General features: G+C 71.7%; 26 protein-coding genes. 20 read left to right on the top strand and 6 right to left on the bottom strand.

The window, feature by feature from the left end; genetic code table 11:
* Positions 1-160: 160 nt before the first annotated feature.
* Positions 161-1,273 (top strand): alpha/beta hydrolase, encoded by a 1,113-nt coding sequence (locus tag ACFV9D_RS21905; RefSeq protein WP_385148570.1) that lies wholly within the window; start codon positions 161-163, stop codon positions 1,271-1,273.
* Here ACFV9D_RS21905 and ACFV9D_RS21910 read toward each other — a convergent pair.
* Positions 1,260-2,426: an ABC transporter ATP-binding protein gene (locus tag ACFV9D_RS21910; protein WP_385148573.1), complete on the bottom strand. Its 1,167-nt coding sequence runs from the start codon at positions 2,424-2,426 to the stop codon at positions 1,260-1,262. The genes ACFV9D_RS21905 and ACFV9D_RS21910 overlap by 14 nt on opposite strands.
* 142 nt (positions 2,427-2,568) lie before the next feature.
* On the opposite strand from ACFV9D_RS21910, the gene ACFV9D_RS21915 reads away from it, so the two are divergent.
* From ACFV9D_RS21915 to ACFV9D_RS21935, 5 genes are all read left to right on the top strand, one after another.
* Positions 2,569-3,255: an ABC transporter permease gene (locus ACFV9D_RS21915; protein WP_385148576.1), complete on the top strand. Its 687-nt coding sequence runs from the start codon at positions 2,569-2,571 to the stop codon at positions 3,253-3,255.
* A 1-nt stretch (position 3,256) separates the two neighbouring features.
* Positions 3,257-3,931 (top strand): ABC transporter permease, encoded by a 675-nt coding sequence (locus ACFV9D_RS21920; protein ID WP_385148579.1) that lies wholly within the window; start codon positions 3,257-3,259, stop codon positions 3,929-3,931.
* A gap of 17 nt (positions 3,932-3,948) precedes the next feature.
* The gene (locus ACFV9D_RS21925) at positions 3,949-4,935 is read left to right on the top strand and encodes an ABC transporter substrate-binding protein (RefSeq protein ID WP_385148582.1); all 987 of its coding nucleotides are present in this window, start codon (positions 3,949-3,951) and stop codon (positions 4,933-4,935) included.
* A 131-nt stretch (positions 4,936-5,066) separates the two neighbouring features.
* Entirely contained in the window at positions 5,067-6,068 is a 1,002-nt protein-coding gene (locus tag ACFV9D_RS21930) for a hypothetical protein (RefSeq protein WP_385148585.1), read from the top strand.
* Positions 6,065-6,541, top strand: a complete 477-nt coding sequence (locus ACFV9D_RS21935) for a GNAT family N-acetyltransferase (RefSeq protein WP_385148588.1) — start codon at positions 6,065-6,067, stop codon at positions 6,539-6,541. Before ACFV9D_RS21930 ends, ACFV9D_RS21935 begins: the two co-directional genes overlap by 4 nt.
* A 12-nt stretch (positions 6,542-6,553) precedes the next feature.
* Here the strand turns inward: ACFV9D_RS21935 and ACFV9D_RS21940 are convergent, their stop codons facing one another.
* On the bottom strand, positions 6,554-7,696 hold the full coding sequence (locus tag ACFV9D_RS21940) for an NADH-quinone oxidoreductase subunit D (protein WP_385148591.1): 1,143 nt from the start codon (positions 7,694-7,696) through the stop codon (positions 6,554-6,556).
* A gap of 190 nt (positions 7,697-7,886) precedes the next feature.
* Positions 7,887-8,861 (bottom strand): SAM-dependent methyltransferase, encoded by a 975-nt coding sequence (locus ACFV9D_RS21945; protein ID WP_385148594.1) that lies wholly within the window; start codon positions 8,859-8,861, stop codon positions 7,887-7,889.
* Between the two features lie 97 nt (positions 8,862-8,958).
* Here ACFV9D_RS21945 and ACFV9D_RS21950 point away from each other — a divergent pair, with 97 nt between their 5' ends.
* A complete protein-coding gene (locus tag ACFV9D_RS21950) occupies positions 8,959-10,164 on the top strand; it encodes a sensor histidine kinase (protein WP_385148597.1) in 1,206 nt (401 codons plus the stop codon).
* A gap of 18 nt (positions 10,165-10,182) precedes the next feature.
* Positions 10,183-10,857 carry a response regulator gene (locus ACFV9D_RS21955; RefSeq protein ID WP_385148600.1) on the top strand — a complete coding sequence of 225 codons (675 nt, stop codon included), beginning with the start codon at positions 10,183-10,185 and terminating at the stop codon, positions 10,855-10,857.
* Positions 10,858-10,933: 76 nt separating this feature from the next.
* Here the strand turns inward: ACFV9D_RS21955 and ACFV9D_RS21960 are convergent, their stop codons facing one another.
* Positions 10,934-12,022 carry a DUF5937 family protein gene (locus tag ACFV9D_RS21960; RefSeq protein ID WP_385148603.1) on the bottom strand — a complete coding sequence of 363 codons (1,089 nt, stop codon included), beginning with the start codon at positions 12,020-12,022 and terminating at the stop codon, positions 10,934-10,936.
* A 100-nt stretch (positions 12,023-12,122) separates the two neighbouring features.
* Here ACFV9D_RS21960 and ACFV9D_RS21965 point away from each other — a divergent pair, with 100 nt between their 5' ends.
* The gene (locus ACFV9D_RS21965) at positions 12,123-12,320 is read left to right on the top strand and encodes a hypothetical protein (RefSeq protein ID WP_385148606.1); all 198 of its coding nucleotides are present in this window, start codon (positions 12,123-12,125) and stop codon (positions 12,318-12,320) included.
* Between the two features lie 36 nt (positions 12,321-12,356).
* On the opposite strand, the gene ACFV9D_RS21970 is transcribed toward ACFV9D_RS21965, so the two are convergent.
* Complete coding sequence (locus ACFV9D_RS21970) at positions 12,357-13,505, bottom strand: threonine aldolase family protein (protein WP_385148609.1); 1,149 nt, start codon at positions 13,503-13,505, stop codon at positions 12,357-12,359.
* 124 nt (positions 13,506-13,629) lie between these two features.
* On the opposite strand from ACFV9D_RS21970, the gene ACFV9D_RS21975 reads away from it, so the two are divergent.
* From ACFV9D_RS21975 to ACFV9D_RS22020, 10 genes are all read left to right on the top strand, one after another.
* Positions 13,630-14,541 carry a Rossmann-like and DUF2520 domain-containing protein gene (locus ACFV9D_RS21975; protein ID WP_385148612.1) on the top strand — a complete coding sequence of 304 codons (912 nt, stop codon included), beginning with the start codon at positions 13,630-13,632 and terminating at the stop codon, positions 14,539-14,541.
* Positions 14,538-15,572 carry a pantoate--beta-alanine ligase gene (gene panC / locus ACFV9D_RS21980; RefSeq protein ID WP_385148615.1) on the top strand — a complete coding sequence of 345 codons (1,035 nt, stop codon included), beginning with the start codon at positions 14,538-14,540 and terminating at the stop codon, positions 15,570-15,572. Before ACFV9D_RS21975 ends, panC begins: the two co-directional genes overlap by 4 nt.
* Positions 15,569-17,263 carry an L-aspartate oxidase gene (locus tag ACFV9D_RS21985; protein WP_385148617.1) on the top strand — a complete coding sequence of 565 codons (1,695 nt, stop codon included), beginning with the start codon at positions 15,569-15,571 and terminating at the stop codon, positions 17,261-17,263. The genes panC and ACFV9D_RS21985 overlap by 4 nt, the downstream gene beginning before the upstream one ends.
* Complete coding sequence (gene nadC, locus ACFV9D_RS21990) at positions 17,260-18,279, top strand: carboxylating nicotinate-nucleotide diphosphorylase (protein ID WP_385148620.1); 1,020 nt, start codon at positions 17,260-17,262, stop codon at positions 18,277-18,279. Before ACFV9D_RS21985 ends, nadC begins: the two co-directional genes overlap by 4 nt.
* Positions 18,279-19,085, top strand: coding sequence for a type III pantothenate kinase (locus ACFV9D_RS21995; RefSeq protein WP_385148623.1), 807 nt, complete (start codon positions 18,279-18,281; stop codon positions 19,083-19,085). The genes nadC and ACFV9D_RS21995 overlap by 1 nt, the downstream gene beginning before the upstream one ends.
* A 192-nt stretch (positions 19,086-19,277) precedes the next feature.
* Positions 19,278-19,847: a hypothetical protein gene (locus ACFV9D_RS22000; protein ID WP_385148660.1), complete on the top strand. Its 570-nt coding sequence runs from the start codon at positions 19,278-19,280 to the stop codon at positions 19,845-19,847.
* A 14-nt stretch (positions 19,848-19,861) separates the two neighbouring features.
* On the top strand, positions 19,862-20,038 hold the full coding sequence (locus ACFV9D_RS22005) for a hypothetical protein (protein WP_385148626.1): 177 nt from the start codon (positions 19,862-19,864) through the stop codon (positions 20,036-20,038).
* A 112-nt stretch (positions 20,039-20,150) separates the two neighbouring features.
* A complete protein-coding gene (locus ACFV9D_RS22010; RefSeq protein WP_385148629.1) occupies positions 20,151-20,633 on the top strand; it encodes a BlaI/MecI/CopY family transcriptional regulator in 483 nt (160 codons plus the stop codon).
* A gap of 9 nt (positions 20,634-20,642) precedes the next feature.
* Positions 20,643-21,170, top strand: a complete 528-nt coding sequence (locus tag ACFV9D_RS22015) for an amino-acid N-acetyltransferase (RefSeq protein ID WP_385148632.1) — start codon at positions 20,643-20,645, stop codon at positions 21,168-21,170.
* Between the two features lie 144 nt (positions 21,171-21,314).
* Positions 21,315-21,650, top strand: coding sequence for an Lsr2 family protein (locus ACFV9D_RS22020; RefSeq protein WP_215072751.1), 336 nt, complete (start codon positions 21,315-21,317; stop codon positions 21,648-21,650).
* Here the strand turns inward: ACFV9D_RS22020 and ACFV9D_RS22025 are convergent.
* Positions 21,629-22,219: an SCO3374 family protein gene (locus tag ACFV9D_RS22025; RefSeq protein WP_385148635.1), complete on the bottom strand. Its 591-nt coding sequence runs from the start codon at positions 22,217-22,219 to the stop codon at positions 21,629-21,631. The two genes, ACFV9D_RS22020 and ACFV9D_RS22025, sit on opposite strands and share 22 nt — an antisense overlap.
* 473 nt (positions 22,220-22,692) lie before the next feature.
* Here ACFV9D_RS22025 and ACFV9D_RS22030 point away from each other — a divergent pair, with 473 nt between their 5' ends.
* Positions 22,693-25,218: an ATP-dependent Clp protease ATP-binding subunit gene (locus ACFV9D_RS22030; RefSeq protein WP_385148638.1), complete on the top strand. Its 2,526-nt coding sequence runs from the start codon at positions 22,693-22,695 to the stop codon at positions 25,216-25,218.
* Positions 25,219-25,262 lie beyond the last annotated feature (44 nt).

A 25,262-nucleotide genomic window follows, 5' to 3' on the forward strand; every position in this document is an offset into this window, starting at 1 on the left:
CCCGTGCTTCCCGTGGCTCCGCGAAAGATTTGTGGTCCGGCGGCGCGCGGTGGTCAGGAGCGAGCCGTGCCGGAGGTTTTGCGCCTTCTAGGACGGCTTCGCGGGGGAGCGGGTTCATTCAGGCACAGGAAATTCTCAGGAAGAGGGCTCGGGGCGTCTCATGGGTCTCACCAGCAACAAGGTTCTGGCGCTGGCCGTCGTGGTGGCGGTGGTGCTGTTCGCGGCCACGGTCTGGCTGTGGCCGCGGCTGGCCCGCGGGGGCGTGCGGTCCGTCCTCGGCCGGATCGGGCTGCTGCTCGCCACCCAGCTCGCGCTGTTCGCCTCGGTCGGTCTCGCGGCGAACAACTCCTTCCTCTTCTACGGCTCCTGGTCGGACCTGTTCGGCCAGGAGCAGGACCTGGGGGTGGTCGTCGACCACTCGGCCGGCTCCAAGGACATCAAGGTCGTCGGCACGCAGGCGCTGGACGTGCCCGGCGGCGGCCGTCCGGCGGTCGGCGGTCAGATCCAGAAGGTGGTCATCGCCGGCGAGAAGTCGAAGATCGACTCCCCGGCCTATGTGTACCTGCCGCCGGAGTACTTCCAGAAGGAGTACGCGAAGAGCACCTTTCCCGCCTCGGTGGTGCTGACGGGCTATCCGGGCACGGCCGAGAACCTCCTCAAGGGGCTGAAGTACCCGAAGACGGCCTTCCTGCAGGCCAAGGAGAAGAAGATGCGGCCGATGATCCTGGTGATGATGCGGCCGACCGTGGCGCCGCCCCGGGACACCGAGTGCGTGGACATCCCCGGCGGGCCGCAGACCGAGACCTTCTTCGCCGAGGACCTGCCGAAGGCGGTCTCGGAGACGTACCGGGTGGGGACGAAGGCGCGGAACTGGGGCTTCATGGGGAACTCGACCGGCGGCTACTGCGCGCTGAAGATCGCGCTGCACCATCCGGACAGGTTCGCGGCGGGCGCGGGTTTCTCGGCGTACTACAAGGCGGCGGAGGACGTGACGACCGGCGATCTGTTCCACGGCGACGGTGCGGCGCGCAAGCGGGCCGACCTGTTGTGGAGCCTGGACCACGCGCCGCAGGGGAAGTCGTCGTTCCTCGTGACCACGTCGCAGGAGGGCGAGGACAACCGCACGGCGACGCGCGACTTCGTCAGGAAGGTGAAGGCCCCGGCGCGGGTCTCCTCCATCACGCTCGACAGCGGCGGGCACAACTTCAACACCTGGAACCGGGAGATCCCGCCGGGTCTTGTGTGGATGAGCGGTCGGCTCAGCGCGAACTGAGCTGTTTGGGGGACTCGGGTGCCTCGGGGGGTTCCGGGGCGGACGTCGGGTCGGCCTGCGGGGCGGAGTCCGGTCCGGCCGTCGGCTGCGCCCGGCGGAGCGCCCGGTGGACACCCGCCGGGGTGAGCACGCCGGCGTACCGGCCGCCGTCGGCGGGGTCGACGACGGGGAGCCAGCCGGTGTCGTTCTGCAGGAGCGCTCCGAGCGCCTCCCGGAGGGAGGCTCCGAGCGGGACCGGTTCGGGGGCCGGGCGGGTGCGGTCGGGGTCGTCCGCCGACACCCAGCCCGCGACCCGGCCGTCGGAGTCGAGGACCAGGGACCACGGGCTCTCGGGCCGGGGGGTCGTGGGCGCGCCGTCGCCGGACCGCAGGACGGGGGCCTCCTCGAGGGCGGTGGAGTCGATCGGGGTGACGGAGAGCCGCTTGAGGCCGCGGTCGGCGCCGACGAACTCGGCGACGTACGGGGTGGCGGGGGCGCCGAGCACCCTGGCCGGGGTGTCGAACTGCTCGATCCTGCCCTGTCCGTAGACGGCGATGCGGTCGCCGAGGCGGACGGCCTCCTCCAGGTCGTGGGTGACCAGCAGGACGGTCTTGCGGACCTGCGACTGGAGCCTGAGGAACTCGGTCTGCAGGCGTTCGCGGACGACGGGGTCGACCGCTCCGAAGGGCTCGTCCATCAGCAGCACGGGCGGGTCGGCGGCGAGCGCGCGGGCCACGCCGACGCGTTGGCGTTGTCCGCCGGAGAGCTGTTCGGGGTAGCGGTCGCCGTACTTCTTCGGGTCGAGGCCGACCAGGTCGAGGAGTTCGGCGGCGCGGGCGCGGGCCCGGGCGCGGGGGGCGCCGAGGAGGTGGGGGACGGTCGCGGTGTTGTCGAGGACCGTACGGTGCGGGAAGAGGCCGACCTGCTGGATGACGTAGCCGATCCGGCGGCGCAGCTGGACCGGGTCGATCGCGGATATGTCCTCGCCATCGAGGAGGATGCGCCCCTCGGTCGGCTCGATGAGCCGGTTCACCATCTTCATCGTGGTGGTCTTGCCGCAGCCGGACGGGCCGACGAGCGTGACCAGTTCCCCCGCGGCGACCTCGAAGGAGAGGTCGTCGACGGCCGTCGTGCCGTCCTCGTACCGCTTGGTCACCTGCTCGAACCGGATCATGGTTCCCCATTCTGACGTCTGGTGGCCGGGCGCGTGTGAAGGGCGTGTTGCCGCATTGTGGCGGTCCTCGGCGTTTGTCAGTGGCGGGGGTTAGGGTCGCTGGACATACGTTCGGCAACTGCGGGCGACCGGGGGGAGGCACATGAGCACGTCGAATTGTCTGGTGACGAACGACTGGATCTGCGGTGAGTATCTGCGCACCCGCAGCCAGGAGTTGACCGACGCCACGGTCCAACATGTGGGCATCACCGTCGTGTCCGTACTGATCGGGCTCGCCGTCGCCTTTCCGATGGCGCTGCTCGTGCGGGCGCGGCCGCGCTTCGCCGGTCCGGTCCTCGGCCTGACGACGCTGCTGTACACGATCCCGTCCCTGGCGATGTTCTCGCTGCTGCTGCCCTTCTTCGGGCTCTCCGCGGCGCTGGTGGTGACCGGGCTCGTGCTGTATTCGCTGACGATCCTCGTACGGAACATCCTGGCGGGGCTGGCGGCGGTGCCGGCCGAGACGAGAGAGGCCGCGCGCGGCATGGGGTACGGCTCGGGCCGGCTGCTGTGGGAGGTCGAACTGCCCCTCGCGCTCCCGGCCCTGATGGCCGGCATACGCATGGCGACGGTCTCCACGATCGCGCTGACGACGGTCGGCTCGATCGTCGGGCGCGGCGGTCTCGGCAACCTCATCGAGGACGCGCTGCCGACGTTCTTCAAGGCGCAGGTGCTCGCCGCCTCCGTGCTGTGTGTGCTCCTCGCGGTCGCCGCCGACCTGCTGCTCCTGGGCGTCCAGCGGCTCCTCACGCCGTGGACCCGCATCCGCACGGCGCCGGGGGTGGAGTGACATGGGGGTCATGGCGGACGCCTGGAGCTGGCTGACCACCGGCGCCCACTGGGCGGGCGACGGCGGGGTGTGGCACCGGCTCGGTGAGCACGTGTACGTGAGCGGGGTCGCGCTCCTTGTCGCTTGCGCCATCGCGCTGCCGGTGGGGCTGGGGCTCGGACACCTCGGCAAGGGCGGCGCGGTCGCCGTCAACGTCTCCAACGCCGGGCGGGCGATCCCCGTCTTCGCGGTGCTCGCCCTCTTCATGGTGTCGCCGCTGCGCAACGCCGGTTACGTCCCGACGGTGATCGCGCTGGTGCTCTTCGCGGTGCCGCCGCTGCTCACCAACGCGTACGTGGGGATGCGGGAGGTCGACCGGGCGATGGTCGAGGCGGCCCGGGGGATGGGGATGTCGGGCGGCCAGGTCTTCCGGAAGGTCGAACTGCCCCTCGCCCGCCCGCTGGTCATGACGGGCCTGCGCTCGGCGGCCGTGCAGGTGGTCGCCACGGCGACCATCGCGGCGATGGTCGGCCAGGGGGGCCTGGGCCGGATCATCACCGCCGGATTCAACACGTACAACACCCCGCAGGTGGTCGCGGGCGCGCTGCTCGTGGCGCTGCTCGCCCTCCTGGTGGAAGTGGTGCTGGTGGGGGCGGACCGGCTGCTCGGCCGCCGGCCCCGAAGAAGTGAAGCGTGAGACGAACGACGACTGGGATGGGTGATCTCGTGAGCAGGACCTCGCGTATCGCGGGTGCGGTACTGGGCGTGGCGGCGCTGACCGTCTCGCTCGCCGCGTGCGGCGGCGACAGCCTGGAGAAGACGGGCGGCGGCGGCAGCACCGCCGCCGGTTCGGGCAAGGGCTCGCTCGTCGTGGGCGCCGCGGCGTTCACCGAGTCGAAGGTGCTCGCCGAGCTGTACGCGCAGGTGCTGAACGACGCCGGATACTCCGCGAGCATCACCACGGTGAAGAACCGTGAGCTGTACGAACCCTCGCTGGAGAAGGGCGAGATCGACGTCGTACCGGAATACGCGGCGACGATCGCGGAATTCCTCAATGCCAAGGTGAACGGCCCGAAGGCGCCCGAGGAGAAGCCGGTGGCGTCCGGGGACGCGACCGCCACGGTCGCGGCGCTGAAGAAGCTCGCGGAGCCGCTCGGACTGAAGGTCCTCGCGGTCGGCGAGGCGGTCGACCAGAACGCCTTCGCGGTGTCGAAGGAATTCGCCGAGAAGAACAAGCTCACGACGCTTTCCGATCTCGGCGCCGCCAAGCTGAAGGTGAGGATCGCGGCCGGTGACGAATGCGAGATACGGCCGTTCTGCGCACCGGGCCTGAAGAAGACCTACGGGATCGACGTGACCGGGATCGACCCCAAGGGCGTCGGGACCCCGCAGTCCAAGCAGGCGGTCAAGGACGGCGTGGACCAGCTGGTGCTGACCACCACGACGGACGCGACGATCGAGAGCTTCGGTCTGGTCTTCCTGACCGACGACAAGAAGCTGCAGAACGCCGACAATGTGCTGCCGGTCGTCAATGCCAAGGACGCCGGATCGCCGGAGATAGCCGCCGCGCTCGACAAGATCACAAAGGTCCTCACGACGGCCGATCTCGCCGAACTGAACCGCAAGGTGGACGCGGAGCGGGCGAAGCCGGAGGACGTCGCGAAGGCCTATCTGGAGTCGAAGGGGCTGGTCAAGAAGTAGGGGTCGGGTAAGGGGAGTCGGCCCGCTCCGACCGGGGTGGCGCCCCGGCGGTGAGAACGGCGGCGAGAAGTGGCCAAGAGATTGCCGGGCCGACACCCCATACGGCGCCTACGCACGGTAAATTTCAGGCCATGCCACGTGGACGCCACCGCCATTCCCCTCCCCTGCACAAGCTCCTGCCGCCCTCGGCGGTCGCCGGAGCGTCGGTCGTCTGTGCCGCGGGCGCCTGGCTGCTCGCCGATCCCGTGGCGCTGCGCCTGCTCGTGGCGGCCGCCGCGGCGGCTGCGGTCACCGGTGGCGTCATCATGCGCAGTTGGGACCGGAGCGCCGGCCGGCAGGTCGCCGAGCTGACCCGGGCCCGCACCGCGGACCAGTGGAAGACCGAGGAGCGGATAGCCGAGCTCGAGGCCGACCTCGAGGAGTCCCGCGAGCTGCGCGCCAAGCTCGACACGAAGCTGCGCGCCAAGCGCGTCGAACTCGCCGGTCTGCGGGGCGAGCACGCCGCGCTGCTGCGCCGGTACGCCACTGCCGAGACCGAGCGCGCCAGCGCCCTCGAGGGCCGCAGGCAGCTCGCCCTGGAGTCGGCCGCGCCCGCGAAGGAGCTGCCGGCCGCCGGATCCACGCCGACCCCGGCCGCGTACCGCCAGGCCGCCGACGCCCTGCGCAACCTCGCGCGCAACGCCGCCGCCCAGGAGGCCCGCCGCACCGCCGAGGCCGCCCGCAGCCGCGATCTGGCCGAGCGCGCCCGGGAGACGGAGGAGCCGCAGGGGAAGCACGCGGCGGCCGCCGGTACCGAGCAGCACGCTCGCCCGTCGACCGCCGTGGTTCCCGCGCCCTCCACCCTGCCCGCCGTCCGGCCCGTCCCGGCCGCGTCCGCGATCGTCCCCTACGCCGCCCGCCGCGCCCCGCGCCCCGAGGGAGGCTTCGACTTCTTCGGTACGCAGAAGGCGGCGGCCGCCATCGAGGCGGTGCAGGACGCCGACCTCGCGGACGTCGTGGGCGAGGAGGTCCTGGCGACCGTCGCCCGGCGCACCCCCGAACAGCGGGCGATCGGCCAGGTCATCGACCTGACCGCGCACGACGAGACCGAGCAGATCGACGTGGCGGAGCTGCGCGGAGCCGTGAACTCGTGACCTCCGCCCTCGGCGCCGGCGAAGTGGCCGGACGCCGGGACGAGTTGATCGCCCTGTGCGCGCAGGCCTTCTGCGGCGCGCCCTGGCACGACACACCCCGCGGCGCCGTACGGACCGTGGAGCGGCTCCTCGCCCACGCCGGGCAGCCGGACTTCCGCTGCGTGGCCGGCCTCGACGCGGACGACGCCCTGACGGGCTTCGCGGCCGGCTGGGTCGACAGCGCCCTCTCCGGCGCGGAGCAGACCTTCGAGCTCGCCGAACTCGTCGTCGCCCCGGCCCACCAGGGCCGCGGCCTGGGCCGCACCCTGCACGACGCCCTGCTCGCCGGGGCCCCCGCACCGCGCCTGCTGATGACGCTCGACGTGCCGGAGCTGCGCGAGCGCTACGAGCGCTGGGGCTGGAGCGTCGAGCGGCGCGTGTCGCCCGGGGAGAAGGACCCGAGGGACTACGTCGTGATGCGCCACGCGGGCTGACTACTGGCCGATCTACTTGTCGATGTCGCCGACGACGAAGAACAGCGAACCCAGGATCGCGACCATGTCGGCGACCAGCGTGCCCGGCAGCAGCTCGGTCAGCGCCTGGATGTTGTTGAAGGACGCCGAGCGGAGCTTGAGGCGGTACGGCGTCTTCTCGCCCTTGGAGACCAGGTAGTAGCCGTTGATGCCGAGCGGGTTCTCGGTCCAGGCGTACGTGTGGCCCTCCGGCGCCTTGAGCACCTTCGGCAGCCGCTGGTTGATCGGCCCCGGCGGAAGGTCGTCGATCCGGTCGAGGCAGGCGTCGGCGAGGTCCAGGGAGTTGTGGGTCTGCCCGAGGAGGCACTCGAAGCGGGCGAGGCAGTCGCCCTCCTCGCGGGTGACGACCTTCAGCGTGTCCTGGAGCTCCCCGTACGCCAGGTACGGCTCGTCGCGCCGGAGGTCGAAGTCGACGCCGGAGGCGCGGGCGATGGGCCCGGAGACGCCGTACGCGTGCGCCGTCTCGGGGGTGAGGACGCCGACGCCACGGGTACGGCCCCGGAAGATCTCGTTGCCGAGGACGAGCTTGTCGTACACGTCCATCCGCGAGCGCACATCGGCGACGGCCGCCCGGGCCCGTCCGAGCCACCCGGCCGGCAGATCCTCCTTGAGCCCGCCGACCCGGTTGAACATGTAGTGCATCCGGCCGCCGGAGACCTCCTCCATCACGGCCTGGAGCTCCTCGCGCTCACGGAACGCGTAGAAGACCGGGGTGATACCGCCCAGTTCGAGCGGGTACGACCCCAGGAACATGAGGTGGTTGAGCACCCGGTTCAGCTCGGCGAGCAGGGTGCGGGTCCAGACGGCCCGCTCGGGGACCTCCATGCCGAGCATCCGCTCGACGGCCATGACGACACCGAGCTCGTTGGAGAACGCGGACAGCCAGTCGTGGCGGTTGGCGAGCATGATGATCTGCCGGTAGTCGCGCGCCTCGAAGAGCTTCTCGGCGCCGCGGTGCATGTACCCGATGACCGGCTCGGCGTGCTGGATCACCTCGCCGTCCAGAACGAGGCGAAGGCGGAGCACACCATGGGTCGAGGGATGCTGCGGCCCGATGTTCAGCACCATGTCGGTGCTCTCCGCCGCCCCGCCGATTCCGACCGTCGTCTCCGTCATGGGCCCAGTATCCCTTCCGGACCACCCGCCATGGGAACCCATCCCGCAGGTCGGGCCCCAATGCCCCTCACCCGTTGTGGGCAACTGTTCCGCTGGGCTGGGGGTCCCCCCGGACGAAGTCTGGGTGAGGGTGGGCACAACCCACGGGAGCGGCGCCCTGTCAGGCCCGTCCGCCCCGAGCGCCCCGCGCTTACGGCCCCGGCACCCTCACCGTCAGCCACAAGAAGTCCCCCAGCCCCCCGCGCGCGGTCAGCTCGGCCGCCTCACCCGCGGAGGCGAGCGCCCGCACATACGCCCCCGGGTCGCTCGACGCCAGCGAAAGCGGCGGCCGCTCGCCCCGGACGCCGAGGCGACGCAACGCCTCCCGCTGCGTCACCAGCTCCGACCCCGCCCCGCCGGCCAAGGCGCACGCGTCCATCGCCACATGCGCCGTCAGATCGCACGACCCGTCCGGCACCGGCTCCACCTCCCGCCCCGCCCGGAACCCCGTCAGCGTCCCGAACGGCGGCCTGGACTCCCGTACATGCCCGTAGTCCACCGCCACCGCCGTCCCCGCCGCCAGCGAACCGACCGCCGCCGCCCACGCCTCGTCCCGCGCCCGCCCGATCTCCGCCCGCTCGCCGGGCTCCCGCAGCGGCCACCACCGCTCCAGCCACTCCGCGTCCGGTCCCTCGACGACCCGCCCGAGCCGCTCCGCCCCGTCCGCCGCCCGCACCTCGACGTACCGGACAGCCCCCGCCTCGTCCACGCACGCCACGTCCACCGGCACGTTGTCGAGCCACTCGTTCGCGAAGAGCAGTCCCCGGACCCCCTCCGGCACCCGGTCCGTCCACTCGACCCGGGGGTCGAGTCCCGCCGGCCGGGCAGCGCGCTCGACGCCGTACGCCCGTACCGAAAGCCCCGTCGGCGCCGCGGCCAGCACGCCCGTCACCAGCTCCCCGCGCCCCGCGCCCATGTCCACGAACGCGAGCTCGTCCGTCCCCAGCTCCTCAGCCACCCCCGTCAACAGGCGGGTCACGGCCCCCGCGAAGAGCGGGGACGCGTGCACCGAGGTGCGGAAGTGACCGGCGGGGCCCTCGGGGCGCAGAAAAAAGCCCCCGGGGCCGTACAGCGCCTGCTCCGTGGCCTCGCGCCACCCCTGCCACTGACACGTCTCATCCGTCACGCGGTCCAGTCTCCACCTTGCGGAGTACGGCCTTCACGCCAAGGATCGACCCCACGGTTGACCCCTGCACCTATCCGCTTTCCCTACGCTGGGTTACGTGCAGCGCCTCTACGACTTCATCCGCAGACACCCGACGGGCGTCGACAGCTTCTGGGCCGTCGTCCTCCTCGGGTTCTCCCTGCTGTGGGTGGGCTCGACCTACCCGCCGATCGACAACCCCGTCGCGTACGGGGTCGTCGCGCTGCTGCTGTCGCTGGTCGTCGCGCTGCGCCGGCGCGAGCCCGAGAAGATGCTGGTGCTCACGGTCCTCGTGGGCATCGCCCAGCTCGCGTTCGGGCTGATGCCCTTCTTCGCCGACTTCGCGATGCTGCTGATCATCTACACGGTCGCCGCGCACGACGGGCCGCGCTGGGCCTCCCGCCTGGCGCTGATCGGCGGTCTGAGCGCCGCGACCCTGTCCCAGCTGCGCTGGTCGGACCAGCAGGAGATCAACTCCACCGCGGCCCACGTCTTCTTCACGATCATCATGACCGTGCCGTTCGCGCTCGCCTGGGTGCTCGGCGACTCCCTGCGCACCCGCCGCGCCTACTTCGCACAGCTGGAGGAGCGTGCCTCCCGCCTGGAGCAGGAACGCGAAGCGCAGGCGAAGGTCGCGGTCGCCGCCGAGCGCGCCCGGATCGCCCGCGAGCTGCACGACGTCGTCGCGCACAACGTCTCGGTGATGGTGGTCCAGGCCGACGGCGCCGCCTATGTCATGGACGCCTCGCCCGAGCAGGCCAAGCAGGCCCTGGAGACGATCTCCTCCACCGGCCGCCAGGCGCTCGCCGAGATGCGTCGGCTGCTCGGCATCCTGCGTACCGGCGAGCACAAGGAGGCCGGGGAGTACGTGCCCCAGCCCGACGTCCAGCAGATCGAGGACCTCGTCGAGCAGGTCCGCGGGGCCGGTCTGACCGTCGACTTCCGGATCGAGGGGACGCCGCGGCCGCTGCCCAGCGGCGTCGAGCTCACCGCGTACCGGATCGTGCAGGAAGCGCTCACCAACACCCGCAAGCACGGCGGTCCGGACGTCGGGGCCAGCGTCCGTCTGGTGTACTTCGACGACGGCCTCGGTCTCCTCGTCGAGGACGACGGGCGGGGCGCGACCCACGAGATGTACGAGGACGGCGGCGCCGACGGCCGGGGCCACGGCCTGATCGGCATGCGCGAGCGGGTCGGCATGGTCGGCGGCACCCTGGACGCGGGGCCGCGCCCCGGGGGCGGCTTCCGCATCAGCGCCCTGCTCCCCCTGAAGCCCGCCCACTGACGACCCTTAAGGATCTTCATGTCCATCCGCGTGATGCTCGTCGACGACCAGGTGCTGCTGCGCACCGGCTTCCGCATGGTGCTCGCCGCCCAGCCGGACATGGACGTCGTCGCTGAGGCGGGCGACGGCGTGGAGGCGCTGGAGGTGCTGCGGTCCACGGCCGTGGACGTGGTGCTGATGGACGTACGGATGCCCAAGCTCGACGGGGTCGAGACGACCCGGCGGATCTGCGCGGAGCCCGACGCTCCCAAGGTGCTGATCCTGACCACCTTCGACCTGGACGAGTACGCCTTCTCCGGGCTGAAGGCGGGCGCGAGCGGCTTCATGCTGAAGGACGTGCCGCCGAGCGAGCTGCTCGGCGCGATCCGTTCCGTGCACAGCGGCGACGCGGTCGTGGCCCCGTCGACCACGCGCCGGCTGCTCGACCGCTTCTCGCCGATGCTGCCGTCGTCGGGGAAGGAGCCGCAGCACAAGGAGCTGGACCGGCTCACCGACCGGGAGCGCGAGGTGATGCTCCTGGTGGCGCAGGGCCTGTCGAACGGGGAGATCGCCGCGCGGCTGGTGCTGTCGGAGGCGACGGTGAAGACGCACGTCGGCCGCATCCTGACGAAGCTGGACCTGCGCGACCGGGTGCAGGTGGTGGTGCTCGCGTACGAGACGGGCCTGGTGCGGGCGGGCGGCGGAGCGGTCTGACCGCGCGTGCCGCTGCCCGTTCGGGTGCGGACGAGGTGGTCGGGGCCGTGGAGCTCGGCCTGAGGGCGGGTGGGCGCTAGCGCAGGACGGCTTCGAGGAAGTCGCTGCCCAGACGGGCGACGACGGTCACGTCGAGCTGGTGCATGACGTAGCGGCCGCGGCGCTGGGTGGTGATCAGCCCGGCCTTCTTCAGGACGGCGAGGTGCCGGGACACCTCCGGAGCGGTGATGCCGTACGCGTCGGCCAGCTCGCTCGTCGTGTACGAGGCGCGGGCGAGGTTACGGCACATCCGCATCCGCATCGGGTGCGCGACGGCCTCCAGGCGGAGCTTGACCGTCTCCACGGGGGCGGTGCCGGCGAGTTCGCGGGTGGAGACCGGGTACTGGATCACGGGCGGCCAGCCGGGTGCGTGCGGGGCGAGGAGGTGCGGCCAGCCGAAGGCGGTCGGCAGGAACGTCAGCATCGAGCCGGCGGCGCTGGTCCGGCCGTGGACCAGCTTGTCGATGACGATCCGGGAGCCGCGCTCGTCCTCCTCCAGGGTCATGGCCGGGGAGACGACGGCGACGGCGTCGGCGAGGCCCTTGCGGCGGAGCAGTTCGTTCTTGTGCCGGGCGTCGGCGGCGAGCTGGACGCGGACCCGGCGCCAGGTGTCGGCGAAGAACGCGTCCTCGCAGTCCTCCAGGAGCCGGCGGATCCACGCGCGCGTGCCGGGCGGATCGGCCAGCATCCGCTCGACGAACGCGGCCTGGCGGGGGCCGCGCGCGGCGGCCAGGTCGAGGGCACGGCGGCGGGCGTGGGGGTCGACGAGGGGGGAGGGCAGGCCGGACCCGTACTGGCTGCTGCAGGAGATCTCCAGCGCCGCGCCCACGTACGTCTCGTCGTCCATCCGGTCGAGGTCGTCGAGCTCCTCGGCGAGCGTCTCGCGCGGCTGGGCGGGCAGCAGGAAGTCGGACCGCGTGGACCGCCACATGAACTCGGCCTCGTGCAGCCTGTCGGCGAGCTCGGGCTCGAGGGCGGCGGAGGTCGTCGTGGTCCACCCGTGGAGCCGGGCGTGATGCGCGGGCTCGGACAGCGCGTGCAGCGCGGCGCCGAGCTCGGCCAGCGGCGAGGGGCAGAAGGAGATCCGCTCGTGCGGCAGTCCGGTGATGTCGATGGTCACGCTCACCCCCCTATGGTGCGGGTCGGGTTGGGGCCGGCGTCGTCCCGTTTGACGGTGCCCGTCAATCGGCGCGACCGCGGGTGCTGCCCCGCGCATCGTGACGTGCATGAACGCACTGCACCAGTACCTCCTCGACAGCTACCGCGCCGAGCAGCACGGGGACCGCACACCGCCGCTGCCCGGCACCCACGACATCGAGACCCTCCGCGCGCTCCGCACCCACCGCCGCTCCGAAGCCGGCCGCCCGACCCGAGGCCGCCTCCGCACCACCCTCACCCGCTGGCTCCACCCCCGGGCGGGCTGACGCCCGGCCCCCCGCCCACGGACCGCGCGGGACGTCTCACGCCAGACGCGCCACGAACTCCCGTACCGCCTCCCGCACGTCCCCCTCCGTCCACTCCAGCCCCGGTTCCGACACCGTCACCTCCGTCATCGCCAACCCCGGCGGGCCGCCCGGGCCCGGGGCGGTCCAGCGGCGGAAGAGGACCGTGTCTGTCGCCTCCGTGAAGGACGCGGACGCGGCCGTGAGGACCGCCGGGTCGTACGGCAGCCAGACCTGGAACTGGTGCGTGTGCGGCGGCTCCGGGTGGACGCGGAACCACGGCACGCCCGCCTCCTCGAACCCCGCCCGCAACCCCGCCGCCACCACGCGCGCGTGCGCCACGTACGAGGGCAGCCGCGGCAGCTCCCGCTCGAGGCCCCGCAGCGCGGACACGGCCGCCGGGTACTGCTGGAAGACCAGCCCCCCGTACCGGTGCCGCCACACCCGCGCCTCCTCCATCACGTCCTCCGGGCCGGCCAGCGCCGCCCCCGACAGCCCGCCCAGGGACTTGTAGAAGGACACGTACACGCTGTCCGCGAGCCCCGCGATCTCCCGCAGCCCGCGCCCGAAGTGCGGGGCGCACTCCCACAGTCGCGCGCCGTCGACGTGCACCACTGCGTCACGCTCCCGGGCCGCCTCCACGACCTCGACCAGCTCGTCCCAGGACGGCAGCACGAACCCCGCGTCCCGCAGCGGCAGCTCCAGCATCAGCGTCCCGAACGGCTCCGGGTGGTCCCGCACCTCGTCGGCCGTCGGCAGCCGCGGCTCGTCCGTCGGATGGACCGTGCGCAGCCCGCTCACCGCACCCAGCGCACCACCCTCGTGGACCTCCGGGTGCGCGAGCGGGTGCAGCGCGACGACCGGGCTCCCCGTCCGTCCCGACCAGCAGCGCAGCGCCACCTGCTGGGCCATCGTCCCGGTCGGGAAGAACACCGCGGCCGGGAGGCCGAGCGCGTCGGCGACCCGCCGCTCGACCTCCTCGACGAGCCCGTCGCCGTACGCGTCGAGCCGGCCGCCGTCGTCCTGCGCGGCCGCCGCCCAGTCGGCCAGCTCCCGCAGGCGCTCCCCGACCACGCCGTCGACCGGGTGGTGCCACAGCTTGCGCCGCGCACCGCCCCACACCTTCGCCCGGTACTCCCGGACCTCCTGCTCGTTCATCGGGTCCATGGACTGATCATCACACCACCGCCCACACCCTGTGGACAGCCACGGAGGAGCGCGAAACGCTGGCGTAGCATGACCAGAAATCGTCCGGTACCCCCCGCGGACTGGAACGGAAGGCCGTTGCCGCGTGAACCATCCAGCAGAACCCCGAGCGGAAGACCGTCCCGCGCGACTCACCGTCGGAGTCGTCGGAGCCGGCCGGGTGGGCCCCGCCCTCGCCGCCGCTCTCCAGCTCGCGGGACACCGCCCCGTCGCCGTCTCCGCGGTCTCCGACGCGTCCGTGCGCCGCGCCGCCACCCTGCTGCCCGACGTGCCGATCATGCCGCCCGCCCAGGTCCTCGCCCGCGCCGAGCTGGTGCTCCTGACCGTGCCCGACGACGCCCTGCCCGGCCTGGTCGAGGGCCTCGCGGAGACCGGGGCCGTACGACCCGGGCAGCTGCTCGTGCACACCTCCGGGCGGTACGGCGTGCAGGTCATGGACCCCGCGCGCCGCGCCGGCGCGCTGCCGCTCGCCCTGCACCCCGCCATGACCTTCACCGGGACCTCCGTCGACGTGCAGCGGCTGGCCGGCTGCTCCTTCGGGGTGACCGCGCCGCAGGAGCTGCGGCTCGCCGCCGAGGCCCTGGTCATCGAGATGGGCGGCGAGCCCGAGTGGATCGAGGAGGAGGCCCGCCCGCTCTACCACGCGGCCCTCGCCCTCGGCGCGAACCACCTGGTCACGCTCGTCGCCCAGTCGATGGAGCTGCTCCGTACGGCCGGGGTCGCCGCCCCCGACCGGATGCTCGGCCCCCTCCTGGGCGCCGCGCTGGACAACGCCCTGCGTTCGGGCGACGCGGCCCTGACCGGCCCCGTCGCGCGCGGTGACGCGGGCACGGTCGCCGCCCACGTCGCCGAGCTGCGCAAGCACGCGCCGGGCACCGTCGCCGGCTATCTGGCGATGGCCCGCACGACCGCGGACCGGGCGCTCGCGCACGGACTGCTCAAGCCCGAGCTGGCCGAGGACCTCCTGGGCGTGCTCGCAGAGGGGGAAGCCCGATGAAGTCAGCGACCTTCGCGCTGGTCCGCACGGCAGACGAGCTCCACGCCCTGGGCGCGCGCTCCCGAGCGGCCGAAAACAGCCGCACCGCCGTCGTCATGACCATGGGCGCGCTCCACGAGGGCCACGCCACCCTCGTCCGTACCGCCCGCGAGTACGTCGGACCCGACGGCGTCGTCGTCGTCACCGTCTTCGTCAACCCGCTCCAGTTCGGCGCCGGCGAGGACCTCGACCGCTACCCCCGCACGCTGGAGGCCGACCTCAAGACCGCCGAGGAGGCCGGCGCCGACACGGTCTTCGCGCCCGCCGTCGACGAGGTCTACCCCGGCGGGGAGCCCCAGGTCCGGATCACCGCGGGACCCATGGGCGAGCGCCTCGAAGGCGCCTCCCGGCCCGGCCACTTCGACGGGATGCTCACCGTCGTCGCCAAGCTGCTCCACCTCACCCGGCCGGACGTGGCCTTCTTCGGCCAGAAGGACGCCCAGCAGCTGGCCCTGATCCGCCGGATGGTCCGCGACCTGAACTTCCCGGTCGAGATCGTCGGCGTGCCGACCGTTCGCGAGGCCGACGGCCTGGCCCTGTCCAGCCGTAACCGCTACCTCTCCGACGGCGAGCGGCGCACCGCCCTCGCCCTCTCCCGCGCCCTGTTCGCGGCGAGCGACCGGCTCGCCGCCCAGCACGCGCTGCGCGCGCGTGCCGACTCGCTGCCCGGCGCGCAGAACCGTGCCGAGACCCGCGCGGAGGCGCTCTCCCGGCTCGGCGAGGCCCGCGCCGCGGCCGACGCCCACGCGGTGGCCCAGGCGGCCGAGGGCGGCGGCGCCGAAGCCGTACGGGCCGCGGCCCGCGCCGTCCTCGACGACGCGGCGAAGGCCGAGCCGCCGCTCACTCTCGACTACCTCGCCCTGGTCGACCCGTCCGACTTCACCGAGGTCGCCGACGACCACGACGGCGAGGCGATCCTCGCCGTCGCCGCGCGCGTGGGCCGGACGCGGCTGATCGACAACATCCCGCTGACCTTCGGAGCCACCAAGTGACCGGAATACGGCTGCACGCGCCCGCGCCGGGCTGGTCCATCGACGCCGATGTCGTCGTGGTCGGCTCCGGCGTCGCGGGGCTGACCGCGGCCCTGCGCTGCACGGCCGCCGGACTGCGCACGGTCGTCGTCACCAAGGCCCGCCTGGACGACGGCTCCACCCGCTGGGCGCAGGGCGGCATCGCCGCCGCGCTCGGCGACGGCGACACCCCCGAGCAGCACCTCGACGACACCCTCGTGGCCGGCGCCGGGCTCTGCGACACCGAGGCCGTACGGCTCCTCGTCACCGAAGGCCCCGACGCCGTCCGCCGGCTGATCGCCACCGGCGCCGACTTCGACAAGACCGCCGACGGCGAGATCGCGCTGACCCGCGAGGGCGGCCACCACCGCCGCCGGATCGCGCACGCAGGCGGCGACGCCACCGGCGCCGAGATCTCCCGTGCCCTCGTCGAGGCGATACGGGACGGGGGACTGCGCACCATCGAGCACGCCCTCGTCCTGGACCTCCTCAAGGACGCGGAGGGCCGCACGGCGGGCGTCACTCTGCACGTCATGGGGGAGGGCCAGCACGACGGCGTCGGCGCCGTCCACGCCCCCGCCGTGGTCCTCGCCACCGGCGGCATGGGCCAGGTCTTCTCCGCCACCACCAACCCGGCCGTCTCCACCGGCGACGGCGTCGCGCTCGCCCTGCGCGCCGGGGCCGAGGTCTCCGACCTCGAGTTCGTCCAGTTCCACCCCACCGTGCTCTTCCTCGGCGCCGACTCCGAGGGCCAGCAGCCGCTGGTCTCCGAGGCGGTACGGGGCGAGGGCGCCCATCTCGTCGACGCCGACGGGGTCCGCTTCATGCTCGGGCAGCACGAGCTGGCCGAGCTCGCCCCCCGCGACATCGTCGCCAAGGCGATCATGCGCCGGATGCAGGAGCAGGGCGCGGAGCACATGTACCTGGACGCCCGGCACTTCGGCGCCGAGATGTGGGAGAACCGGTTCCCCACCATCCTGGCCGCCTGCCGCGCCCATGGCATCGACCCCGTCACCGAGCCGATCCCGGTCGCCCCGGCGGCCCACTACGCCTCCGGCGGCGTCCGCACCGACCTGACGGGCCGGACCACCGTCCCGGGCCTCTACGCGTGCGGCGAGGTGGCCTGTACGGGCGTCCACGGCGCCAACCGGCTCGCCTCGAACTCGCTCCTCGAGGGCCTGGTCTTCGCCGAGCGCATCGCCGAGGACATCGCCACGCTCGGCCCGCACCGCGAGGGCCTGCCGGTGGTGTCCGCCACCGAGCGGGTGCTGCCGCTGCTCGCACCCGAGACCCGCGTCCGCATCCAGCGGATCATGAGCGCGGACGCCGGAGTGCTGAGGTCCGCCGAGAGCCTCGGGGACGCCGCCGACGCCCTGGAGGCGCTGAGCCTCACGGCGGCGGAGGACCACCTGGGCAAGGCGGCCGAGCCGGGCGTCGAGTCCTGGGAGACCACGAACCTCCTGTGCGTCGCGCGGGTGCTGGTCGCCGCTGCCCTGGCGCGCGAGGAGACCCGCGGCTGCCACTGGCGCGAGGACCACCCCGAGCGCGACGAGGACTGGCAGCGCCATCTGGTCGTGCGCCTCACCTCGGACCGACGGCTCGTCGTCCGCCGTACCGCCACCGCAGACTTTCCGCCAGTAACCCCCGACGCAACCAGGGAGCCGCAGTCGTGAGCACGCCCGAAGAAGCACGTCCGCAGCCCGTGGACGTACCCCTGATCCAGATCAGCGCCCCCGCCGAGGACGCGGGTGGCTGCGGTGACGGCTGCGGCTGCGCCGACGGCGACGAGGTGTACGAGTGCGGGCTCGACCCCGCGCTCGCGCAGCTCCTCGCCGACGCCGGGCTCGACCCGGTCCAGGTCGAGGACATCGCCCACCTGGCGATCGAGGAGGACCTCGACGGCGGGGTGGACGTGACGACCGTCGCGACCGTCCCCGAGGACGCGATCGCCACGGCCGACTTCACCGCCCGGGAGGCCGGCGTCGTGGCCGGTCTGCGGGTTGCCGAGGCGGTGCTGTCCATCGTCTGCACGGAGACCTTCGAGGTCGAGCGGCACGTCGAGGACGGCGAGCGCGTCGAGGCCGGCCAGAAGCTGCTGAGCGTCACCACGCGCACCCGCGACCTGCTCACCGGTGAGCGCAGCGCGCTGAACATCCTGTGCCGCCTCTCCGGCATCGCCACCGCCACGCGCGCGTGGGCCGACGTCCTGGAGGGCACCAAGGCCCGGGTCCGCGACACCCGCAAGACCACGCCCGGCCTGCGCGCGCTGGAGAAGTACGCGGTGCGCTGCGGCGGCGGCGTCAACCACCGCATGTCGCTGTCGGACGCCGCGCTGGTCAAGGACAACCACGTGGTGGCGGCCGGCGGCGTCGCGCAGGCCTTCAAGGCCGTGCGCGAGCTGTTCCCGGACCTGCCGATCGAGGTCGAGGTCGACACGCTGCACCAGGTCCGCGAGGTCCTCGACGCGGGCGCCGACCTGATCCTGCTCGACAACTTCACCCCCATGGAGACCGAGGAGGCCGTCGCCCTGGTTGCCGGCCGCGCCGTCCTGGAGTCCTCCGGCCGCCTCACGCTGGAGAACGCGGCGGCGTACGCGGCGACCGGCGTGGACTACCTCGCGGTGGGCGGGCTCACGCACTCGTCCCCGATCCTCGACATCGGCCTCGACCTGCGCGAGGTGCGGGGCTGATGCTGCTCACCATCGACGTCGGCAACACGCACACGGTTCTGGGTCTCTTCGACGGGGAGGAGATCGTCGAGCACTGGCGCATCTCGACCGACCCGCGCCGCACCGCCGACGAGATGGCGGTCCTGCTCCAGGGCCTCATGGGCATGCATCCGCTGCTCGGCGTCGAGCTGAGCGACGGCATCGAGGGAATCGCGATCTGTGCGACCGTGCCCTCGGTGCTGCACGAGCTGCGCGAGGTGACGCGGCGGTACTACGGCGACGTCCCGGCCGTCCTGGTCGAGCCCGGCGTCAAGACGGGCGTTCCGATCCTCACGGACAACCCCAAGGAGGTCGGCGCCGACCGCATCATCAACGCGGTCGCGGCGGTCGAGCTCTACGGCGGCCCGGCGATCGTGGTCGACTTCGGCACGGCGACGACGTACGACGCGATCAGCGCGCGCGGCGAGTACGCGGGCGGGGCGATCGCGCCCGGCATCGAGATCTCGGTCGAGGCGCTGGGCGTCAAGGGCGCCATGCTCCGCAAGATCGAGCTGGCCCGGCCGCGCAGCGTGATCGGCAAGAACACGGTCGAGGCGATGCAGTCGGGCATCGTCTACGGCTACGCGGGTCAGGTCGACGGCGTGGTGTCCCGGATGAAGCGCGAACTGGTCGGCCGGGACGGCGACCCCTCCACCGTGACGGTGATCGCGACGGGCGGCCTCGCCCCGATGGTCCTGGCCGACGCCAAGGAGATCGACGAGCACGAGCCCTGGCTGACCCTGATCGGCCTGCGCCTGGTGTACGAACGCAACGTCTCGCGGATGTAGCCGCCGGCGGCGACTGCCGCCGGACCCGGAGCCCGGGCCCCGGTGGGGGTACGCACCCCCACCGGCCCGCACTCGGCACCCCGGTCCGCCGCCCGCCCCGAGGGCAACGCGCCGAGATCATCGGTAAACGAAATTTGTCCGATTAGCGCGTATCGTCACCCCATGCCCACGCCATACGGATCCCGCGGCGGCATGGCGTTCAGCGCGGACGAGCTGCGTGTGCTCCGACGCGCCCTTGCCACCGCCCTCAACCCTGCCCCCCTTCAGGACGAGGACGTCCAGGACTGCCTGCGCCTCGCCGAATCCGTGGACGACGCCGTCCGCGAGGCCGGCCGGCTGCGCGCCTTCCTGCTCGCCGACCTGACCCGCTACCGCGAGGCCCTGCCCGGGTCGCTCCCGAGCTATCTGGAGCTCCTCCAGGACGCCCTCGCCGCCGGCTACGACCCCGACGCCGACGACCTCGCCGCCCTGCGCGCCCTGCGTGCGAACACCCGGGCCGCCGCACTCCTGGAGCGCTGCCAGGTGCTCGCCGAGCGCTCCGTACGGGCCCGTCTCGTCCGCGCCTCCCTGACCATGGCGCCCGCGCCACGCACCCGGCTGCTCGCCCTCCCGGGCGGTCGCGCCGCCGCCGACGAGCCCAAGCCCACCACCCCGAAACCGCCCACCCCCATCAAGCGGCCCGCGCCCAAGCCCTCCGAGGTGTTCCCGCCGCGCCGACGCCCCGTACCCCCGCCCCCACCCGAGGAACGCGTCGCCGGATAGCTACTCTGGTCGGCATGGACTACGTATCCGCGCTCCTGCCCCCCGTCGTGATGGCCGCCTTCTTCATCGGCCTCGTCGTCACGATCGTGAAGAGCCAGGGCGGCCCCAACAAGGCCAAGGAGGACGCGGCCGTGGACGCCGCCCTCGCCCGCGCCGAGGCCACCCGCCAGGCCGGAGGCAACGCCTCGTAGCACCGGAACCGCCCACAGAGGACGTACGACAGTTTTCATGTCGTACGTCCTTTTTGTTGCGTTTCCTCCGTCAATAACCAGCCATTCCCGGTTCGCGGACTATGGTGGCGGTGTGCCCCGTCAATTGGGAGAGCTCGAAGACGCCGTCATGACACGCGTCTGGCAATGGAACCGCCCGGTGACCGTCCGGGAAGTCCTGGAGGATCTCCAGCAGGAACGGTCCATCGCCTACACCACCGTCATGACGGTAATGGACAATCTCCATCAGAAGGGCTGGGTACGCAGGGAAGTCGACGGCCGCGCCTATCGATATACGGCGGTCTCCACCCGCGCCGCCTACTCGGCCGCACTGATGAACGAAGCCTGGTCCCAGAGCGACAACCCGGCCGCCGCCCTCGTCGCCTTCTTCGGCATGATGTCGAGCGAGCAGCGAGAGGCGCTGAGCGACGCGATCCGCATCGTCGGGCACAACATCCCCGAGGACCCGCCCCCACAGGCGGAGACCCCCGACGCAGCCACCGCCGCTCCCGCCGCCGAGACCACCGGTGAGACCGCCGACGAGGGTGGCGACGGTACGGCGGCCCCGGAGCGATAACGTCCCCCCATGTCGTCGTCCTCCACCGCTTCAAAAGCCGTCACCGTACGTCGTGCCCGCACCAGTGATGTCGCCGCCGTGCGCCGCCTTGTCGACCCGTACGTCCGCCGGGGCATCCTGCTCGACAAAGCGACCGTGACGCTTTACGAGGACATCCAGGAGTTCTGGGTCGCCGAACGCGACGAGGACGCGGTGGTGGTCGGCTGCGGCGCACTCCATGTGATGTGGGAAGACCTTGCCGAAGTGCGTACTCTCGCCGTCGATCCCGAGTTCAAGGGCGCCGGTGTCGGACATCACGTGCTCGACAAGTTGCTGCACACCGCCCGTTGGCTCGGCGTGCGCCGGGTATTCTGCCTGACCTTCGAAGTCGACTTTTTCGGGAAGCACGGCTTCGTCGAGATCGGCGAGACTCCGGTCGACGGAGATGTCTACAGCGAGCTCCTGCGTTCCTATGACGAGGGTGTCGCCGAGTTCCTCGGTCTCGAACGAGTGAAGCCGAACACCTTGGGCAACAGCCGGATGCTTCTGCATCTGTGATCGTGGCGAGCACTGGGAACCCTATGTCCGAATCGCGCACGTTTCCCGCGTTCCCGGGCTTCTGAACCTCTGCCAGGGGTTTGTGTTTTTCCGGGAAAAGCGGTTTCCTTTCCGCGTACTGCATTTTCGATGAAAGGAAATCCGGTGGCACAGAAGGTTCAGGTCCTTCTTGTCGATGACCTCGACGGTGTCGAGGCGGACGAGACCGTGACGTTCGCGCTGGACGGCAAGACCTACGAGATCGACCTCACCACCGCCAACGCGGACAAGCTCCGTGGCCTGCTCGAGCCGTACACCAAGAGCGGTCGGCGCACCGGTGGCCGCAGCGCCGGTACGCGTGGCAAGGGCCGGGTCGCCACCGGTGGCAGCCCGGACACCGCGAAGATCCGTGCGTGGGCCAAGGAGAACGGCTACAACGTGAACGACCGCGGCCGTGTCCCGGCGGAGATCAAGGCTGCCTACGAGGACGCGAACCGCTGAGGCGCCAGCTGCTGAGGCGCCGATCCGTGAGGACGGGCACTCAGCAGCCGCACCCGGTGGCACTCCGCCGCGGCGGCGGCCACGAGCCGTACGAGACAGGGGGCGCCCGCATCGCCCCGCGCGGCGGCCCGCAGGGCGGGCAGCGTGCATTCCCCTGCCCGGCGCGGCTCGGGGGCACGCAGCCACACCGCGGCGCCCGGCGCGCCGGAACCGCTCCGTCCTGGGGGAATGGGGGCGGTCATCCGGCCGCCCGCGCCCAGCGCGACGAGATCCAGTGAGATCCCGCCCCACTCCAGCCAGTCGAGCAGACCCGGCAGCTCCTCCGCGCTCCCGGCGGCGACGAGCAGCCGCATTCTGCGTCCCATGAGGGCCACCGGCCCTGTGGCCCTGCCATGTCTGCGCAGCACCGCCCGGCCGGCCGCGGCGGGCAGCTCCAGGACATCGAAGCGCGACCCCGTGACCAGCTGCACCGGCGGGCCGTCCACAGCCGCCCAGCCGAGCTCCTGCTCGTACCACCGCACCAGGTCGCCGTCGATCGGCGAGCGGGGGAGCGGAACGGTGAGGGCCATGTCCGGGGAACTCCCACGAGGGCTCGTTGGTTACGCCTGCGGTGCTCCCGTGATGACCCAGCGTCCTTGATCCGGTGCGCAGAGTGTCCATGATGGGGGCGTACGGGTGCATTCGAGAGCGCAAGGATGTTCGCCCGTAGCGGAGGGAACCGGGGTGTGCCGCATGGAGTGTCGGTGCTTACGGGTAAGACATTCCTAGTGAGGAGGGACGACTTGCGGGCTTTGGCGTCTCACGTTCGCCATCGGCGTACAGAAGGCGTGGGTAACTGCTTGGCCTGCGGGAACATCGTCTCGCACCATCGGGTTGGAGCATTTGTCGGCTGTTCGGCAGCAGGTCTCCCCGCTTGAGAGGGGGTGATCCGGACGGATGTCGGCAGTTGGAATGAGCGGTCCCCGCTTGCGGGACTAAGCTGCGGAAGGACAGGGAGGGGATCGACCCCTAACTGACTGACCGCTCTGAGGAGCGATTAACGATGTTCGAGAGGTTCACCGACCGCGCGCGGCGGGTTGTCGTCCTGGCTCAGGAAGAAGCCCGGATGCTCAACCACAACTACATCGGCACCGAGCACATCCTCCTGGGCCTTATCCACGAGGGTGAGGGTGTCGCCGCTAAGGCCCTGGAGAGCCTCGGGATTTCGCTCGAGGCGGTCCGCCAGCAGGTTGAGGAGATCATCGGGCAGGGGCAGCAGGCCCCGTCCGGCCACATCCCCTTCACCCCGCGTGCCAAGAAGGTCCTGGAGCTGTCGCTCCGCGAGGCCCTCCAGCTCGGCCACAACTACATCGGCACCGAGCACATCCTGCTCGGCCTGATCCGCGAGGGCGAGGGCGTCGCCGCCCAGGTCCTCGTGAAGCTGGGCGCCGATCTCAACCGGGTGCGGCAGCAGGTCATCCAGCTGCTCTCCGGCTACCAGGGCAAGGAAGCCGCCACGGCCGGCGGTCCTGCCGAGGGCACCCCCTCGACGTCCCTGGTCCTCGACCAGTTCGGCCGGAACCTCACCCAGGCGGCCCGCGAATCCAAGCTCGACCCGGTCATCGGGCGCGAGAAGGAGATCGAGCGGGTCATGCAGGTGCTGTCCCGCCGCACGAAGAACAACCCGGTCCTCATCGGCGAGCCCGGCGTCGGCAAGACCGCCGTCGTCGAGGGGCTGGCGCAGGCCATCGTCAAGGGCGAGGTGCCCGAGACCCTCAAGGACAAGCACCTCTACACCCTGGACCTCGGCGCGCTGGTCGCCGGCTCCCGCTACCGCGGTGACTTCGAGGAGCGCCTGAAGAAGGTCCTCAAGGAGATCCGCACCCGCGGCGACATCATCCTGTTCATCGACGAGCTCCACACCCTGGTGGGTGCGGGTGCCGCCGAGGGCGCGATCGACGCCGCCAGCATCCTCAAGCCCATGCTGGCCCGTGGTGAGCTCCAGACCATCGGTGCGACCACGCTGGACGAGTACCGGAAGTACCTGGAGAAGGACGCGGCCCTCGAGCGCCGCTTCCAGCCCATCCAGGTCGCCGAGCCGTCGCTGCCGCACACGATCGAGATCCTCAAGGGTCTGCGCGACCGCTACGAGGCCCACCACCGGGTCTCCATCACGGACGAGGCCCTCGTCCAGGCCGCGACCCTGGCCGACCGGTACATCTCGGACCGCTTCCTCCCGGACAAGGCGATCGACCTGATCGACGAGGCCGGTTCCCGGATGCGCATCCGCCGGATGACCGCGCCGCCGGACCTCCGCGAGTTCGACGAGAAGATCGCCGGCGTCCGCCGGGACAAGGAGTCCGCGATCGACTCCCAGGACTTCGAGAAGGCGGCGTCTCTCCGCGACAAGGAGAAGCAGCTGCTGGCGGCGAAGGCCAAGCGGGAGAAGGAGTGGAAGGCCGGCGACATGGACGTCGTCGCCGAGGTCGACGGCGAGCTGATCGCCGAGGTCCTCGCGACCGCCACCGGCATCCCGGTCTTCAAGCTGACCGAGGAGGAGTCGAGCCGCCTGCTCCGCATGGAGGACGAGCTCCACAAGCGCGTCATCGGCCAGAAGGACGCGGTCATCGGCCTCTCGCGGGCGATCCGCCGTACGCGAGCCGGTCTGAAGGACCCGAAGCGTCCCGGTGGCTCGTTCATCTTCGCCGGCCCGTCCGGTGTCGGTAAGACCGAGCTGTCCAAGGCGCTCGCCGAATTCCTCTTCGGCGACGAGGACGCGATGATCTCCCTCGACATGTCGGAGTTCAGCGAGAAGCACACGGTTTCCCGTCTCTTCGGTTCTCCCCCCGGATACGTGGGCTACGAAGAGGGCGGCCAGCTCACCGAGAAGGTGCGCCGCAAGCCGTTCTCCGTCGTCCTCTTCGACGAGGTCGAGAAGGCCCACCCCGATATCTTCAATTCCCTTCTGCAGATCCTGGAGGACGGTCGACTGACCGACTCCCAGGGCCGCGTCGTGGACTTCAAGAACACGGTCATCATCATGACGACCAACCTCGGGACCCGGGACATCTCGAAGGGCTTCAACCTGGGCTTCGCGGCTCAGGGCGACACGAAGTCCAACTACGAGCGGATGAAGGCGAAGGTCAGCGACGAGCTGAAGCAGCACTTCCGCCCGGAGTTCCTGAACCGTGTGGACGACATCATCGTCTTCCCGCAGCTCACCCAGGACGACATCCTGCAGATCGTCGACCTGATGATCAGCCGGGTGGACGAGCGCCTGAAGGACCGGGACATGGGCCTCGAGCTCTCCCAGTCCGCGAAGGAGCTGCTCGCCAAGAAGGGTTACGACCCCGTGATGGGCGCCCGGCCGCTGCGCCGGACGATCCAGCGCGAGATCGAGGACTCGCTCTCCGAGAAGATCCTCTTCGGCGAGCTGCGCCCCGGTCACATCGTGGTCGTGGACACCGAGGGCGAGGGTGAGGCGAAGACGTTCACCTTCCGCGGCGAGGAGAAGTCGGCGCTGCCGGACGTCCCGCCGATCGAGCAGGCGACGGGCGGAGCCGGCCCGAACCTCTCGAAGGACGCGTAAGCGTTCCGATCGCGTGACAAGGGGCGGCCCCGGACTCGGAAGAG

It is taken from the genome of Streptomyces sp. NPDC059875 (genome assembly GCF_042731085.1).
GTDB lineage: Bacteria > Actinomycetota > Actinomycetes > Streptomycetales > Streptomycetaceae > Streptomyces.